Source organism: Amycolatopsis dendrobii, from assembly GCF_014145675.1.
GTDB lineage: Bacteria > Actinomycetota > Actinomycetes > Mycobacteriales > Pseudonocardiaceae > Amycolatopsis > Amycolatopsis dendrobii.
In genome coordinates this window covers 400,761-415,299 of record NZ_JACGZW010000007.1, presented here as the reverse complement: position 1 = coordinate 415,299, position 14,539 = coordinate 400,761, and the positions used below count along the sequence as shown (strand labels likewise).

The window sequence follows — 14,539 nt, the reverse complement described above, 5'->3', positions numbered from 1 at the left end:
GCCAGGTATTACGCTGGCTCTGGTGGACGATCTCGAGACCCGCGAACTCCGCTACTTCGCCGCGGTCGCCGAAGAACTGCACTTCGGCCGCGCCGCCGAACGGCTCGGGATCGCACAGCCGCCCCTCTCGCGCGCGATCGCCCAGCTGGAAAGGCGGCTCGGCGTCCAGCTCCTCGAACGAAACCGCCGTGGCGTCGCGCTGACCGAGCCCGGTCGAGTACTGCTCCGCGAATCCCGGCTGGCCCTCGACGCCGTCGCGGCCGCTGCCCGGCACACGCGCCGAGCCGGGACTCATCCGCTGGTGCTGGCGACCAAAGCCGGGGCGTCGCACGACCTCCTGCAACGACTTCTGGACTCCCCGGCAGCGCCGCCCGTCGAGATCCTGCTGTGCGAGGTCGGCGAACAAGCCGGTCTGCTGCGCGACGGTTCGGCTGACGTCGCGATCATGCACCATCCGTACGACGACCTCGCTGGCTTCGACACCGAGGCTCTCCAGGTCGAGGGCCAGGTCGCGATCCTCCCGGCCGGACATCCGCTCGCCGCGCGGGAAACGCTGACCATGGCCGAGGTCAGCGACGTGCCGGACCTGCCGATCGCCCGCTGGCCCCGTCTCGACGGCAGCTACCCGGACGGTCCTGGTCCGGAGGCGCGCACCCAGTCGAAGCTCGCCCAGCTCGTCGCGCTCGGCCGGACTCTGCTGGTGATCCCCGCGTCGAGCCGGGCTTGGCAGTGGCCGGAACACGTCGCGGTCCCAGTGCTCGACGCCCCGGACGTCACCACGGTGATCGGCTGGCCGCCGAACAGCCGCTCCCCCGAGGTGGCCGCGCTGGTCCGCGCCGCGGTCGCGCTGCGCACGGAGTCGCCAGTCGGCTGAGCGCTGGCCAGGACTTGTCCACAGGCGGATCACGCGGCTGGGGATTGCCCGATCTGCTCGCTGGCGCTGCCCTCGGCGGCCGGATCGACCCGCTTTGCCTCAACCGCCTCGCGGCACTGCCCGATCAGCCCACGAAACGTCAGCTGGCCTGCGAAAACGCCGCCGCGTCGCCCTCGCATGCGACGCGCAGCCGGTCGAGCGGCATGCCCACCGCGTCGGCGATCGCCGCGACGGTGAAGAACGCGGGCGTCGGAATCCGGCCGGTTTCGATCTTGCGCAGGGTTTCGACCGAAATGCCCGCTTCGGCGGCCACGTCGACCATGCTGCGGCTGGCCCGGGCGGCGCGCAGCACCAGGCCGAGCCGCTCGCCGCGGGAGCGTTCTTCGTCGGTGAGGGGCACGCGGACCATGCCGTTCAGTTTAGCCACAGAGTTGTCCACTGCCTGTGGATAACTCTGTGCACAAGCTGCCGAACCCCGTGGACAACCACCGTCCGGCACAAGCTCTTGGGGCATTCGAGGCGGCCCGGTCCCGCCGATAGGGGTAGCGCACGGCTTGCCGGGGCCGCGCCGGAGCGGGTTGTCCCCGAGGTTGTCCACACCCTGGAACGTGTTCGTAGTGCTGATCGAATCGATATCGAAGTCGTATGACGGCGGGATGACCGAGGTCTAGGGTCAGGCGGTCGCGTGTCACGTGAGTGTTAGGTGAGGTTCGATGTCCACTGCCAAACCGGGCGGTCGGGTGCGCGGGTTCCAGTTCAGTGCCTGGAACCTGCTGTTGCTGATCCCGTTGCTGATCCTGGTCACGCCGCTGTTCAACTTCGACGGGCCGCGGCTGTTCGGCCTTCCGTTCTTCTATTGGTTCCAGTTGGCGTTCGTGGTGGCAGGCGTGCTGTGCACCGGCATCGTCTACCTGGCCACCAAAAACAAGCCGCGGGGTGGCGGCCGGGACGAGCTGAGCGTCGACGACCTGGACGAGGGGGACGCCCGATGAGCAACATCCAGTGGGTCGAACTCATCGTCTTCGCGTTCCTGTTCGTCGTCGTCACCGTGCTCGGCTTCGTCGCTTCGCGGTGGAAAGCCGGCGGCAGCCTCGACCACCTCGACGAATGGGGCCTCGGCGGCCGCAAGTTCGGTTCGTGGATCACCTGGTTCCTGCTCGGCGGCGACCTCTACACCGCGTACACCTTCGTCGCCGTGCCCGCGCTCGTGTTCAGCGCCGGCGCGCTCGGCCTGTACGCGCTGCCTTACACGATCGTCGTCTATCCGATCGTCCTGCTGCCCGCGCTGCGCATGTGGTCGGTCAGCCGTTCGCGCGGCTACGTGACCCCCGCCGACTTCGTCCGCGGCCGCTTCGGTTCGCCGACGCTGGCGCTGCTGGTCGCGATCACCGGCATCGTCGCGACCATGCCGTACATCGCGTTGCAGCTGGTCGGCCTCGAAGCCGTGCTGCGCACGATGGGCATCAACGGTTCCGGCATCGTCGGGCACCTGCCGCTGCTGGTCGCGTTCATCATCCTGGCGCTCTACACGTATCAGTCGGGCCTGCGCGCGCCCGCGCTGATCGCGTTCGTCAAGGACATCCTGATCTACATCGTGATCATCGTGGCCGTCATTTATCTGCCCTCGAAGCTCGGCGGCTGGGACCACATCTTCAGCACCGCCAAGGAAACGCTCGCCAAGCCGAACCCGAACACGGGCAAGCCCGCCGGTTCGATCCTGCTGACCTCGAGCAACCAGTTGCAGTACGCGACGCTGGCACTGGGTTCGGCGCTCGCCCTGTTCCTGTACCCGCACTCGCTCACGAGCGTGCTCGCCTCGCGCGGACGCAACGTGATCAAGCGGAACATGGTGGCGCTGCCTGCTTACTCGTTCGTGCTGGGCCTGCTCGCGCTGCTGGGCTACGTCGCGATCTCGGCGGGCGTCAAGCCGCTGAAGAACGCCGCCACGGGAAAGCCGGACGGCAACACGATCGTCCCGCTGCTGTTCGACTCGCAGTTCACGAACTGGTTCGCGGGCATCGCCTTCGCCGCGATCGGCATCGGCGCCCTGGTGCCCGCCGCGATCATGTCGATCGCCGCGGCGAACCTGTGGACGCGCAACATCTACAAGGAGTACATCCGCAAGGACGCGACGCCGAAACAGGAGGCGAAGCAGGCCAAACTGGCGTCGCTGGTGGTCAAGCTGGGTGCGGTGCTGGTGATCATCCTGATCGACCCGCAGTTCTCGATCGACCTGCAGCTCATCGGCGGCGTGCTGATCCTGCAAACCCTGCCCGCGGTGGCGATCGCCCTGTACACGCGCTGGTTCCACAAGGCGGGTCTCATCGCAGGCTGGATCGTCGGGATGGGCTGGGGCTTGATCATGCTGTACGGAATCCCCAACCCCGCCAACGGAAAACACCACTTCGGCGGCTCTGCGCTGGCGATGGGCAACCTGTCGATCTTCGGCTGGCACCCCTTCGGCGGCACCGGTCTCGCCGCGGTGCAGATCTACCCCGGTTTCGTGGCTTTGATCGCGAACATCGTGGTAGCCGCGGTGGTCTCGGTCATCGCACGGGCCCTGAAGTGGAGTCCCGGCAACGACGAAACCGCACCCGAGGACTACCACGCCGACGAAAACGACAAGGACCTGCGCCCCATCGGCGCGCACTGAGTCCTTTTTAGACAGAGGCCCCCGCGTCGTCTTCCGGCGCGGGGGCCTCTGGTGTCTTGCCGATCATCGCCTTCGCGACGATGTACAGGACTACCGCGTTGAGCAAATGCCAGAGGAAATGCGTTCCTGCCGGGAAGTCTCCGCAGATCACTCCGTCGATGGTGCGGAAGGACAACGACAACGCGAACACCGCGGCGGCCATCACGAAATGCAGCCAGTACGGATCGCGCTTTATCCCCAACGCGATGGCGAACCCGGCGAGGCCCACGAGCGCTGGCAGATACAGCCCGCCCCCAAGCGCCGCCGATGCGCCGGTGATCGCCAGGAATACTGGTGCCCCCAGCCAGGACCACTTGGCTTTCGCTTGAAAGAAGACCCTCGGAAAGGCCGCGGCGTAGAACAAGGTGAAGAGCAGGATGGCGGCGGAGTCGGCGACCGCTCCCCATCGCGTGGCGACCAGGTGGAAGACGCTGCTGGCAACGAAGATCAACCCGATCAGGGCAGCGAGCACCCGCCCGGTGCGCTGCCCGTCGGCCCGCCACCAGACCATCCCGGCGGCGCCGAGAAAGGCCAGGTTGGCCAGGTCGTTGAGCGGCTCTCCCCAGAGTCCGGGCGCGGTGCGCTCGCAGTAACCGTCCACGTACGCGGTCCAGTTCACCGGGTAAGCAAACCCCTTCCGGGTGAACGGTGAGCATCCGGGGTCATTCGGTGCGGGCAACCGCGCCCCCTCCCGTGCGCGAACCGCGCGGGTTAGCGTGGGCGGCATGACCAACCCCGTGAGCCGGTTCCCCGTGACGGAACTCGAAGACCTTCCCGACGATCTCCGCGAGCGCATCGGTGCCATCGCGGAGAAATCCGGCTTCACGCCGAACATCTTCCGCGCCCTAGGCCACCGCCCCGCCGAACTGCGGGCGTTTCTCGACTATCACGACGCGCTCATGGAACGCGACGGCGGACTCACCAAAGCCGAACGCGAGCTCGTCGTCGTAGCCACCTCCGGTGCGAACCATTGCACCTACTGCATCGTCGCGCACGGGGCGATCCTGCGGATCCGCGCCAAGGACCCGGAGCTGTCCGACCAGGTCGCGACGAATCCGTGGCAGGTCGAACTCGACGAGCGCGGCCGGGCGATCGTGGATCTCGCGCTGGCGTTGTCCCGCGATTCCGCGTTGTTCGGCGAGGGCGACCTGGCGCTGGCGCGCGAGGCGGGGCTGACCGAGGACGAGATCTGGGACGTCGGCGCGATCACCGCGTTGTTCGCGATGTCCAACCGGCTCGCGCATCTGACCGCGCTCAAGCCGAATCCCGAGTTTTACTTGATGGGGCGTCAGAAACGATAGAACGGGCCGGGCAGGTCTCGGCTCATCTCGAACCGGGTGCGCAGCCAGCCGCGCAGGCGGTGCACTGGTTTCGTCCACACTCGCGGCGCGGGCCCGAAATACCTCGGGTCCGCGTGCGGGGTGAACGCGTCTCCGGTCAAGATCACTGCGTCGTGGCCCAGCGGGCAGTGGCCGGACACCGAGATCACGCCGCGCGTCAGGTTTTCGACCCAGTCGACCTCGTCGACGCCCAGCAGCGTGCGGCGATCGCACACGGCGCAGTACAAGACGAACATCTATAACTCCCGCCGCCAGGTTTCGCCGGTCACGAGGGGGCCGAACGCGTCCGTTTCTTCCTCGCCGACGAGCTCGAAACCCGCGCTGCGATAGATCCCGCGCGCGGCGGCGAGCAGCGACAGCGTCCACAGCTCCATCGACCGATACCCCTGTGCGCTGGCGAATTCGACGCATTCGCGCACCAGGCGCTTGCCGACGCCGTGTCCGCGCGCGGCCGGTTCCAGCAGAAGCAGCCGCAGCTTCGCGGTGCCGTCTTCGTCGCCGGGGGTGCAGAAAATACTGCCCACTCGCTCGCCGTCGAGTTCGGCGATCCAGCCGGCTTGGCGCGGGTCGTCGCGGTGTTCGGCGAAATCGGCGATCACGCGCGCGACGAGGGCTTCGAAGCGTTCGTCGAGCCCGTACTCGTCGGCGTACAACGCGCCGTGCCGGTGCACCACCCAGCCGAGGTCGCCCGGACGTGGGGCGCGCAGGGTGACTGTCGGTTCCGGTGCCGATTCGCCGACTAGCGCGGTGATGGTCCCCATCGCGCCGAGCAGGCGGCGCTGGTCGGCGTCCGCGAACTGGTCGAGGAGGCTGCCGATCTGGCTGGCCGAACGGTGGTCGAGATCGGCGAAGGCGGCGCGCCCGTCCTCGGTGAGCGTGACGAGCTGGCGGCGCGCGTCGTCCGCGCAGCGTTCGCGGGTGACGAGACCGCGGGCTTCCAGCCTGCCGAGCAGCCTGCTCGCGTAGCCGCCGTCGAGGGACAGCCGTTTGCGCAGATCACTGACTTGCAGCTGGTCCTGTTGGGCGAGTTCGAACAGCACCCGCGCTTCGCTCAGCGAGTATTCGGCGTCGGCCGGTCCCTCGTCGAGGACGCCGATCACGCCGGTGTAGAGCCGGTTGAAAGCGCGAACCGTGGCAACGCGTTCGGTGAGGACGGAATCCGGCACGGGGACCACCTTGACTCGATCGTTGACTGAGTCAAGCATCGCCCTGTCGCCCGCTCGGGGCAAGGGAATTCCCCCGGTGGTGGACCGGTGGCGGAATTGGTCCAGACATATGGAAACCCCGTGATGCTGCCAGGTCGGGGGTCCGCCAGCATCACGGGGTCGTAGTGGGTATCGACGCGGCTCTCCGCGGCGTTACACCCAGCGTTCGCTGTGGTCTAGATCACTCGCGTGAGTGACCCACCAACAGGTTGTTTGTGCAGGTCAGCGCATGAACGGCTGACGCGCCTGGGCGAGGGCGATGAGCTCCTGGCGGACCGTGGAGGTGGCCGCGGTGTCGATCGCCCGGTTCAGTGCCCGGCGAGTGCGAGCCTCGGCGCGACGGGCACGGAGCTTGGCGGCGATGTTGCTCATTGTCTTCTGCATCCCCTTCGGAGGTCTTCGGTGGCTGTGTCTCTAGTATGCACCTTTTTTCACAAGGAAGCCAACGAATCTACGGTGACATGGGGCACTTGCCGAAGAATCATCGGCAGTCTCCTGAAGATCACCGGACAGATCGCGTGTTGGCGGTCACAAGCCGCTAACGCGCTAACGCCCTCTACGGATATCTAGCAGAATCACTAGAAAGACCTAGGCAGCCGCATAGAGCGGTAGCGAAGGGAAGATCCGCTCAGTCGCGGCCGAGCAGGTAGTGCCCGAAATGCGGCACGGTGAAGGCGATCTGCCCGCGTTCAGCGGAGTAGACCAGGCCTTTCTTCATGAGACTGTCGCGTGCCGGCGACAGCGACGACGGCTTGCGTCCCAGGTAGACGGCCACATCGGCGGTGCCCGCGGCCTCGTCCCGGCCTTGGGTCAGCTCGGCCATCGCGAGCAGGTACTCGCGTTCGGCGGGCGTCGCGCGTTCGTAGCGCGATCCGAAGAACCCGACCGCCAGCTCGGACTCCGCCTCGGGCGCGGCGACCTGCACGTCCTTGACCGTGATCGGGTCGGCGGGCGCGGCGTCCCAAGCGGCCTTGCCGTAGGCCTGGATGAAATACGGATAACCGCCGGACGCGTCGAACAGCGCGTCGAGCGCCTCCGGTTCGATCCCGGCGTCCTCGCGCTCGATCGGAGCCAGCACCGCGTAGTCGGCGTCCTCGCGGCTGAGCCGGTCGATGCGCGAATAACGGAAGAGCCGTTCGGAGTACGACTTCGAGGCCGACAGCACCGCGGGCACATGCGGCAGCCCCGCCCCGACGACGACCAGCGGCGCGCCGGACTGCGACAGCTCGTGGCAAGCCGCGCACAGGGCCGAGACGTCGTCCGGCTGCAAATCCTGGATCTCGTCGATCAGCAGCGCGACGCCGGTGCCGACGTCCGCGGCCAGCTCGGCGACGTCGGTGAACAGCTCGACCAGATCGATTTCGATGTCGCCGGAATCCGCCCGGCCCTGCGCGGCGGGCACGTCGATACCGGGCTGCCAGCGGTCGCGCAGCTTCGCGTCCGGCTTGTTCGCTTTGAGCGCGAACGCTTTGAGCACCCCGAGCACTTCCTCGACCCGGTCCGGTGCGCGATGCCGCACGGCGAGATCGCGGATCGCCCGGTGCAAGGCTGCCGACAACGGACGCCGCAGTTCCGCGTCCGGCCGCGCTTCGATCTTGCCCGCGCCCCACCGGTGCCGGACGGCCATCGACCGAAGCTCCCCCAGCAGCACCGTCTTGCCGACCCCGCGCAGGCCGGTCAGCACGAGACTGCGCTCCGGCCGTCCGCGAGCGACGCGTTCAAGGACGACCTCGAACGCCTTCAGCTCCCTTTCCCGGCCTGCCAGCTCGGGCGGCCGCTGCCCGGCGCCGGGCGCGAAGGGGTTGCGGATGGGGTCCACTCTGTCACCGTATCGAGGTATCTAGGGACAGCCCGATATTTGGCCATAGATACCTAGCGCGTGTTGTTAGAAGGATGGCGGGTCTGCAGCCCCGTCCATCCTTACCCCCAGCGCACCTTCTGACGGAGCGTTAGTCCGTCAGGTTCCGCTCCGCGTAGATCTTCATCGCGTCGCGGATGTACTCGGCCGTGCCGGGGCCGTGCTTCTCGTCGTACGAGCCGTACCGCGGGTCGTCGACATACATCTGCCCGAGACCGGCGAAGTAGCACTTCGAGATCTCCATCCCGGTGGCCTTCAACCACTCGTGCAGCCGCGCGGTGACCGCCTGTGTTTCGGTCGAACCGGCGTCGTGACCAGCGTCGCGAGCGGCTCCGAACGCGAAGCCGATGTCGACCTGCTCCTGCTGGTGGGCCTTCTTCTCGTCCTCGGACAGCGACCGCCACCACTGGTCGCCCTTGCGATAGGCGTCAGCGCCCCAGCGCTGGGTGACCTCTTCCTCGAACTGGGTGTGGTCGAACCCGTCGAACATTTCCTCTGCCATGAGTTGTTCACCTCCCTTCAGTTTCTGGAGCGTGGTCCGCACGGACTCGATCTGCCGCCCGATCCGCTGCCGCTCTCGCTCCAGCAGCGCCAGGTGCGTTTCGAGGGCAGCGACGCCGTCGCGTTGGCCGTCGAGCACCTCGGCGATCGCGGGCAGCCCAAGTCCCAGTTCGCGCAGCAGCAGGATCCGCTGCAACCGGACGAGCGAGTCCTCGTCGTAGTAGCGGTAGCCGTTGCTGCCGATCCGCGTCGGCGGCAGGAGCCCGACGGCGTCGTAATGCCGCAGGGTCCGGCTCGTCGTGCCCGCGGATCGGGCGATGTCCTGGATCGACCATTCCGTCCTGACCACGGCTTCGACGGTAGAGGTTGACGTAGCGTCAAGGTCAAGCCCGAGGACCGCTAGAACTGTCTAGGGAAATCTAGAATGAGAGCAATATTTGGCTAGGTATCGCTAGCTCGGTTCGGCGAGGAGCGTGGCGGGCAATCCCGGTTGTAGGTTCTTCTACAGGGATTCCAGACCAGAGAGGCGAGACCGTGATACTGCGCCGGGTGGCACGTCCACTGCTCGCGTCGATCTTCGTGTTGGGCGGCATCGGTGCCCTGCGTGACACCCAGGGCCACGCGAAGGCGGCGGAACCGTTCCTCACCGAGACCTTCGACAAGGTCGAGGGCCTGGTTCCGGACCAGGTCCCGCGCGATCCGGCCACGCTGGTGCGGATCGACGCGGCGGTCAAGATCGGGGCCGGACTCGCGCTGGCGAGCGGCAAGGCTCCGCGGCTGGCGGCGGTGGCGCTGCTCGGCTCGCTGGTGCCGACGACGCTGTCGGCGCACCGGTTCTGGCAACTGAGCGATCCGGGCGAGAAGCAGGCCCAGCAGATCCAGTTCTTCAAGAACGCGTCGCTGGCAGGCGGGCTGTTGCTGGCCGCGGGTGACACGGCGGGCAAGCCGTCGCTGGGCTGGCGGGCCCGGCGCGCGGCGAAGAAGGCGGGCAAACGCGCCGACAAACTGGCCAAGCGCGCCGAAAAGTCGATCACCGACTGACGCATAAGAAAAGGCCGCCCGGCTGCCCGGGCGGCCTTTTCTCGTGCGCTTACTTCTCCAGAATCGCGGTGACGCCCTGGCCGCCCGCCGCGCAAATGGAGATCAGGCCGCGCCCGGAACCCTTCTCGTTCAGCAGTTTCGCGAGCGTCGCGACGATCCGGCCGCCGGTCGCGGCGAACGGGTGTCCAGCCGCCAGCGAGGACCCGTTCACGTTCAGCTTGGTGCGGTCGATCGAGCCGAGCGGCGCGTCGAGGCCGAGCTTCTCCTTGGCGAACGCCGGGTCCTCCCACGCCTTGAGCGTGGCGAGCACCTGCGACGCGAACGCCTCGTGGATCTCGTAGAAGTCGAAGTCCTGCAACGTCAATCCGGCACGTTCGAGCATCCGCGGCACCGCGTACGCGGGTGCCATCAGCAGGCCTTCGTCACCGTGGACATAGTCGACGGCGGCGGTCTGGCTGAACGTCAGGTACGCCAGCACCGGCAGCTTGTGCGCCTTCGCCCACTGCTCGGTCGCGAGCAGGACGGTCGACGCGCCGTCGGTCAGCGGGGTCGAGTTGCCCGCGGTCATGGTCCCGTCCGGGCCGCCGTAGACCGGTTTGAGCTTGGCGAGCTTTTCGACCGAGGAGTCCGGGCGGAGGTTCTGGTCGCGGGCGAGCTTGAGGTACGGCGTGACCAGGTCGTCGAAGAAGCCGCGGTCGTAGGCGGCGGCGAGATTGCGGTGGCTGGTCGCGGCCAGTTCGTCCTGCGCCTCGCGGGTGATGTCCCAGACCTGCGCGGTGAGCGCGGCGTGCTCCCCCATCGAGAGCCCGGTGCGCGGTTCGGCGTTGCGCGGGATCTCCGGCACGATGTGGCCCGGGCGGATCTTCGCGACCAGCTTGAGCCGGTCGGCGAGCGTCTTCGCCGCGTTGAGCTGCACGAGGATCTGGCGCAGGTTGGCGTTCACGGCCAGCGGAGCATCACTCGTCGTGTCGACGCCGCCTGCGATCGCCGAATCGATTTCCCCGAGCGCGATCTTGTGGGCGACGTTGATGACTGCCTGCAATCCGGTGCCGCACGCCATCTGGACGTCCGAGGCCGGCGTCGCGGGCGAGAGCTTGCTGCCCAGCACGCTCTCGCGGGCGAGGTTGAAGTCCTTGGAGTGCTTGAGCACCGCACCGGCGGCGACCTCGCCGATCACCTCGCCCTGCAGCGAAAACCGGCTGACCAGACCGTCCAGCGCGGCGGTGAACATGTCCTGGTTCGAGGCCCGGGAGTACGGGCCGTTCGACCGCGCGAAGGGGATCCGGTTCCCGCCGACGATCGCGACCTTGCGCACCGCCGGGGTTTTCCTGGTCGCCATGCCGTCCACCTCTCTGGAGTCGTGCCTTTCACACTGTAACCTACTAGCGAGTAGGTTAGACTGCGACGTGACGCAGACTGCACGGGAGGCACGTGATGGCGGACAGGTACCAGCAGTTCACGAAGACCCCGCTGGGGAAATTCGTGGTGCCGAAGCTCGGCCTGCCCAACCCCGCGACGTTGCGCCGGTACCGTCCCGGCCAGCCCGCACTCGAGGGTCCCGCACTTCTCGGGGCCGCGCCGGGCGGACGGCTGGAGAAGACCGTCCGGGCGCAGCTCACCGAGGCGGGCATCGAGGTGATCAGCGCGCCCGCCGACCGGCACGCCGCGCTGGTCTTCGACGCCACCGGCGTGAAGGACCCTGGACAGCTGCGTGAGGTCTACCGGTTCTTCCACCCGGTGATCCGCAAGGTCGGTTCATCCGGCCGGGTGGTCGTGCTCGGCACGCCGCCGGAGCTGGCCGAGGGCCGCGAGCGGATCGCGCAGCGCGCGCTGGAAGGGTTCGTCCGCTCGGTCGGCAAGGAACTCAAGCGCGGCGCGACGGCGCAGCTGGTGTACGTCGCCGAAGGGGCGGAGGACGCGGCCGAGTCGACGCTGCGGTTCCTGCTGTCGGCGAAGTCGGCGTTCGTGGACGGCCAGGTCGTCCGCGTCGGCACGCACGCCAAGACCGCGCCCACGCCGGAGAACTGGGAAAAGCCGCTGGACGGCAAGGTCGCGCTGGTGACCGGTGCGTCACGCGGCATCGGCGAGGCGATCGCCGAAACCCTCGCCCGCGACGGCGCGCACGTGGTCGCGCTGGACATCCCCGCACAGGGCGGCGATCTGTCCACCGTGGCCAACCGGATCGGCGGTTCGGCGCTGCAACTGGACATCACGGCCGCGGACGCGCCCGCCAAGCTCGCCGAGTACCTGACTTCGCGCCACGGCGGCGTGGATGTCGTGGTGCACAACGCCGGCATCACTCGCGACAAGACGCTCGGCAACATGACCGAGGGCGGCTGGGATTCGGTGATCGCGGTGAACCTCGCCGCGCAGCTCGCGGTGAACGACAAGCTTCTCGGCGACAAGATCCTGCGCGAAAACGGCCGGGTCATCGGGGTTTCGTCGATCGCGGGCATCGCGGGCAACGTCGGCCAGACGAACTACGCGACGTCGAAGGCGGGCGTGATCGGGATGGTGAACGTCGGCGCGCCGCAGCTCGCGGAGTACGGCGGCACGATCAACGCGGTCGCGCCCGGGTTCATCGAGACCAAGATGACCGCCGCGGTACCGCTGTTCATCCGCGAGGCCGGGCGTCGGCTGTCGAGTCTCGGACAGGGCGGACTGCCGGTGGATGTCGCGGAAACCATTGCCTGGTATGCCAACCCGGCGTCGGCGGCGGTCAACGGGAACCTGGTCCGCGTGTGCGGCCAGGCGCTGCTGGGGGCGTGAGGGATGGCCGTTCGTGAAGTGACGAGCGCGCCGAGCCTGGCGACGCTGTACCCGAAAGCCCTGCTGCGCCGCGGCGGCGGCTCGACCCTCCCGACGACGGAGCTGGTGCGCCCCGAGGTCGTCATCGACCCGGCACATGTCGCGGCCTACAACGAAGTCTGCGGATTCCGCTTCTCGGACGAGCTTCCGGCGACGTATCCGCACATGCTGGTCTTCGGGCTGCAGATGGCGTTGATGACCGAACCGGGTTTCCCGTTCCCGCTGCTGGGTCTGGTGCACGTCGAGAACCAGATCACCCAGCACCGCCCGTTGCTGCTGGGCGAGACGTTCCGGGTGAGCGTGCGCGCGGAAAACCTGCGCCCGCACGAAAAAGGCAGCCAGTTCGACATGGTGAGCGAGGTCCACTCCGGCGCGGACACCGTGTGGAGCGAGGTGTCGACTTACCTCCGCCGCACCGGCTCGGGCTCGGGTTCCGGGGGGCCGCGCACCCAGCTGACGCCCCCGAAACCGTCCGCGCTGTGGCACGTCCCCGGCGACATCGGCCGCCGCTACGCCGAGGTCTCCGGCGACCGCAACCCGATCCACCTGCACCCGTTGACCGCGCGCTTGTTCGGCTTCCCGAAGGCGATCGCGCACGGCATGTGGACGAAGGCGCACGCACTGGCGTCCTTCGAAGGCCGGCTGCCGGACGCGTACCGCGTGGCGGTGCGGTTCAAGCAGCCGGTGCTGCTGCCCGGCCGCGCGGCTTTCACGACCTGGCAGACCGACGACGGGTGGGCCTTCGAGCTGTGGCACGCCCGGAAGCCGAAACCGCACCTGGACGGGGTGATCTCAGCCCTCTGAGGGCTTCCAGACCTGGCCCTCGACCAGGTCGTTGAACCCGAGCCAGACCAGGTTCATCAGCCAGGACGCGAGCACGCCGTCGGAGATCTCCGGGTGGTCCAGCGCCCAGTCGGCCAGCGATTCCGCCGCGCCGACCAGCGCCGCGGCCAATCCAGGCCCGGAGAACTCCGTCTGCTCGCCGAGGCCCTTGCGGGTGCCCGCGGCGACCACGAGCGCCGCGACCAGTTCGATCGCGCGCGTGCGCATCGCGGTGATCTCCGCCGCGAACCCGCCGCCGACCGTCAACGCCTGGCGGTGCAGCACGGTCCAGGACTCGCGGTATTCGGCGACGAAGCGGTAAAAGGACCGCAGGCCGTGCCACAGCTGCATGTCCGGCGGCAGATCGGGCTGCACGCCGGCCTGGATGGCTTCCAGCAGGCGGGTCGCCTCGCGCTGGATGCTCTTGCCGAAGAGGTCTTCCTTCGAGCCGAGGTAGGTGTAGATCATCGGCTTGGAGACGCCCGCGACCTCGGAGATCTCGTCCATCGACGCCGAGTGGTAGCCGTGCTGGGAGAACACCTGCACCGCGGCGTCCAGGATCTGGCGTTCACGGACCGCCCTCGGGAGCCGTCTCGCTCGCTCGGGTGGGCGCTGATCTTCGTCGGACACGGTGGTTGTTTCCTCCCTCTCGCTGGCACGGACGGTACCCGTCCCCAGGTCGGCGGCGTTGCTTGCCGCACTACCTACTCACCGGTAGCCTTACGGCGGAAAGTTCCGGAAGGGGTGGAAGATGGCCGACAACCCGGAGGCGACCAGCTCTGACCTGGCCGGCCTGCGCGGGGTCGCGCTGCTGGACGCGCTGGACCGCACCGAAGCCGTCGACGCGAGCGCGCTCGACGTCAACGCGGTCGCGGACGCCATCGACCCTCGCGAACTGGGCCGCTCCGACATGAACCGGCTGCTGAAGGCGCTGATGCGGCTTTCGGAGCAGGTGCCGGCGTTCTCGCTGGACAAGGTCGACCCGACGAAGTTCGCCACGCTCGTCGCACGCGCGTCGCGGGCCCAGCTGGAAGCCGTGGTCGCCGAACGTCCGCTGCGCGAGCGGGTGCTGGACGAGATCTTCGCGCGCATGGGAGCGCACATCCGGGCGAAGTCATTGCGCGCGGTGGTGCGCTGGCGGCTGTCCGGCGGCACCGGCGAGGGCGGCTACGACCGCTACGAGACGGTGCTTTCCGACGGAACCTGCACGGTGTCCCGCGAAATGCGCGAGAAACCTCGCGTGACGATTACGCTTTCGCCCGTGGACTTCTTCCGCATCATCACCCACCAGGCAACGCCCGCGGTCCTGTTCGTCACCGGAAAACTGAAGGTCAAGGGCGACCTGGCCTTCGCAGCCGGGTTGGTCGGCCACTTCGACCTCCCCCGACCGGCCTGAGC

Annotated in this window: 17 protein-coding genes; 8 read left to right on the top strand and 9 right to left on the bottom strand. The window is 68.1% G+C overall.

Features of this window, described 5'->3' with window-relative positions; genetic code table 11:
* Positions 1-22 precede the first annotated feature (22 nt).
* Positions 23-874, top strand: coding sequence for a LysR family transcriptional regulator (locus H4281_RS22715; protein WP_182892934.1), 852 nt, complete (start codon positions 23-25; stop codon positions 872-874).
* A gap of 139 nt (positions 875-1,013) precedes the next feature.
* Here H4281_RS22715 and H4281_RS22710 read toward each other — a convergent pair whose 3' ends face one another.
* Complete coding sequence (locus H4281_RS22710) at positions 1,014-1,283, bottom strand: helix-turn-helix domain-containing protein (protein ID WP_182892933.1); 270 nt, start codon at positions 1,281-1,283, stop codon at positions 1,014-1,016.
* Positions 1,284-1,587: 304 nt separating this feature from the next.
* On the opposite strand from H4281_RS22710, the gene H4281_RS22705 reads away from it, so the two are divergent.
* Both H4281_RS22705 and mctP read left to right on the top strand, forming a co-directional pair.
* Positions 1,588-1,866, top strand: coding sequence for a DUF3311 domain-containing protein (locus H4281_RS22705; protein ID WP_182892932.1), 279 nt, complete (start codon positions 1,588-1,590; stop codon positions 1,864-1,866).
* Positions 1,863-3,527 (top strand): monocarboxylate uptake permease MctP, encoded by a 1,665-nt coding sequence (gene mctP / locus H4281_RS22700; RefSeq protein ID WP_182892931.1) that lies wholly within the window; start codon positions 1,863-1,865, stop codon positions 3,525-3,527. The genes H4281_RS22705 and mctP overlap by 4 nt, the downstream gene beginning before the upstream one ends.
* Before the next feature lie 7 nt (positions 3,528-3,534).
* Here the strand turns inward: mctP and H4281_RS22695 are convergent, their stop codons facing one another.
* A complete protein-coding gene (locus H4281_RS22695; protein WP_182892930.1) occupies positions 3,535-4,185 on the bottom strand; it encodes a hypothetical protein in 651 nt (216 codons plus the stop codon).
* Between the two features lie 106 nt (positions 4,186-4,291).
* Here H4281_RS22695 and H4281_RS22690 point away from each other — a divergent pair, with 106 nt between their 5' ends.
* Positions 4,292-4,867, top strand: coding sequence for a peroxidase-related enzyme (locus H4281_RS22690; RefSeq protein WP_182892929.1), 576 nt, complete (start codon positions 4,292-4,294; stop codon positions 4,865-4,867).
* On the opposite strand, the gene H4281_RS22685 is transcribed toward H4281_RS22690, so the two are convergent.
* The 5 genes from H4281_RS22685 to H4281_RS22665 form a co-directional block, all read right to left on the bottom strand.
* On the bottom strand, positions 4,855-5,142 hold the full coding sequence (locus tag H4281_RS22685) for a hypothetical protein (protein ID WP_182892928.1): 288 nt from the start codon (positions 5,140-5,142) through the stop codon (positions 4,855-4,857). The genes H4281_RS22690 and H4281_RS22685 overlap by 13 nt on opposite strands.
* On the bottom strand, positions 5,143-6,111 hold the full coding sequence (locus H4281_RS22680; RefSeq protein ID WP_182892927.1) for a bifunctional helix-turn-helix transcriptional regulator/GNAT family N-acetyltransferase: 969 nt from the start codon (positions 6,109-6,111) through the stop codon (positions 5,143-5,145). It abuts the gene before it with no gap.
* Between the two features lie 222 nt (positions 6,112-6,333).
* The gene (locus tag H4281_RS22675) at positions 6,334-6,483 is read right to left on the bottom strand and encodes a hypothetical protein (protein WP_162836041.1); all 150 of its coding nucleotides are present in this window, start codon (positions 6,481-6,483) and stop codon (positions 6,334-6,336) included.
* 256 nt (positions 6,484-6,739) lie between these two features.
* Positions 6,740-7,930 (bottom strand): ATP-binding protein, encoded by a 1,191-nt coding sequence (locus H4281_RS22670; RefSeq protein ID WP_182892926.1) that lies wholly within the window; start codon positions 7,928-7,930, stop codon positions 6,740-6,742.
* Between the two features lie 130 nt (positions 7,931-8,060).
* Positions 8,061-8,819, bottom strand: coding sequence for a MerR family transcriptional regulator (locus H4281_RS22665; RefSeq protein WP_182892925.1), 759 nt, complete (start codon positions 8,817-8,819; stop codon positions 8,061-8,063).
* A gap of 185 nt (positions 8,820-9,004) precedes the next feature.
* On the opposite strand from H4281_RS22665, the gene H4281_RS22660 reads away from it, so the two are divergent.
* The gene (locus H4281_RS22660) at positions 9,005-9,511 is read left to right on the top strand and encodes a DoxX family protein (RefSeq protein ID WP_182892924.1); all 507 of its coding nucleotides are present in this window, start codon (positions 9,005-9,007) and stop codon (positions 9,509-9,511) included.
* 49 nt (positions 9,512-9,560) lie between these two features.
* On the opposite strand, the gene H4281_RS22655 is transcribed toward H4281_RS22660, so the two are convergent.
* Entirely contained in the window at positions 9,561-10,850 is a 1,290-nt protein-coding gene (locus tag H4281_RS22655; RefSeq protein ID WP_043831675.1) for an acetyl-CoA C-acetyltransferase, read from the bottom strand.
* Between the two features lie 95 nt (positions 10,851-10,945).
* On the opposite strand from H4281_RS22655, the gene H4281_RS22650 reads away from it, so the two are divergent.
* Together H4281_RS22650 and H4281_RS22645 are read left to right on the top strand one after the other, a co-directional pair.
* The gene (locus H4281_RS22650) at positions 10,946-12,280 is read left to right on the top strand and encodes a 3-oxoacyl-ACP reductase (protein WP_182892923.1); all 1,335 of its coding nucleotides are present in this window, start codon (positions 10,946-10,948) and stop codon (positions 12,278-12,280) included.
* Between the two features lie 3 nt (positions 12,281-12,283).
* Positions 12,284-13,123 carry a MaoC/PaaZ C-terminal domain-containing protein gene (locus H4281_RS22645; RefSeq protein ID WP_182892922.1) on the top strand — a complete coding sequence of 280 codons (840 nt, stop codon included), beginning with the start codon at positions 12,284-12,286 and terminating at the stop codon, positions 13,121-13,123.
* Here the strand turns inward: H4281_RS22645 and H4281_RS22640 are convergent.
* Positions 13,112-13,771: a TetR/AcrR family transcriptional regulator gene (locus tag H4281_RS22640; protein WP_037808998.1), complete on the bottom strand. Its 660-nt coding sequence runs from the start codon at positions 13,769-13,771 to the stop codon at positions 13,112-13,114. The two genes, H4281_RS22645 and H4281_RS22640, sit on opposite strands and share 12 nt — an antisense overlap.
* A gap of 121 nt (positions 13,772-13,892) precedes the next feature.
* On the opposite strand from H4281_RS22640, the gene H4281_RS22635 reads away from it, so the two are divergent.
* Positions 13,893-14,537, top strand: coding sequence for an SCP2 sterol-binding domain-containing protein (locus H4281_RS22635; RefSeq protein ID WP_182892921.1), 645 nt, complete (start codon positions 13,893-13,895; stop codon positions 14,535-14,537).
* Positions 14,538-14,539: the final 2 nt, after the last annotated feature.

What these genes read in the sequence shown, in the direction of transcription:
- H4281_RS22705 (WP_182892932.1), top strand. Translation starts at nt 1,588, where the DNA reads ATGTCCACTGCCAAACCGGGCGGTCGGGTGCGCGGGTTCCAGTTCAGT.
- H4281_RS22710 (WP_182892933.1), bottom strand. Translation starts at nt 1,283, where the DNA reads ATGGTCCGCGTGCCCCTCACCGACGAAGAACGCTCCCGCGGCGAGCGG.
- H4281_RS22635 (WP_182892921.1), top strand. Translation starts at nt 13,893, where the DNA reads ATGGCCGACAACCCGGAGGCGACCAGCTCTGACCTGGCCGGCCTGCGC.
- H4281_RS22645 (WP_182892922.1), top strand. Translation starts at nt 12,284, where the DNA reads ATGGCCGTTCGTGAAGTGACGAGCGCGCCGAGCCTGGCGACGCTGTAC.
- H4281_RS22685 (WP_182892928.1), bottom strand. Translation starts at nt 5,142, where the DNA reads ATGTTCGTCTTGTACTGCGCCGTGTGCGATCGCCGCACGCTGCTGGGC.
- H4281_RS22650 (WP_182892923.1), top strand. Translation starts at nt 10,946, where the DNA reads ATGGCGGACAGGTACCAGCAGTTCACGAAGACCCCGCTGGGGAAATTC.
- H4281_RS22680 (WP_182892927.1), bottom strand. Translation starts at nt 6,111, where the DNA reads ATGCTTGACTCAGTCAACGATCGAGTCAAGGTGGTCCCCGTGCCGGAT.
- mctP (WP_182892931.1), top strand. Translation starts at nt 1,863, where the DNA reads ATGAGCAACATCCAGTGGGTCGAACTCATCGTCTTCGCGTTCCTGTTC.
- H4281_RS22675 (WP_162836041.1), bottom strand. Translation starts at nt 6,483, where the DNA reads ATGAGCAACATCGCCGCCAAGCTCCGTGCCCGTCGCGCCGAGGCTCGC.
- H4281_RS22655 (WP_043831675.1), bottom strand. Translation starts at nt 10,850, where the DNA reads ATGGCGACCAGGAAAACCCCGGCGGTGCGCAAGGTCGCGATCGTCGGC.
- H4281_RS22690 (WP_182892929.1), top strand. Translation starts at nt 4,292, where the DNA reads ATGACCAACCCCGTGAGCCGGTTCCCCGTGACGGAACTCGAAGACCTT.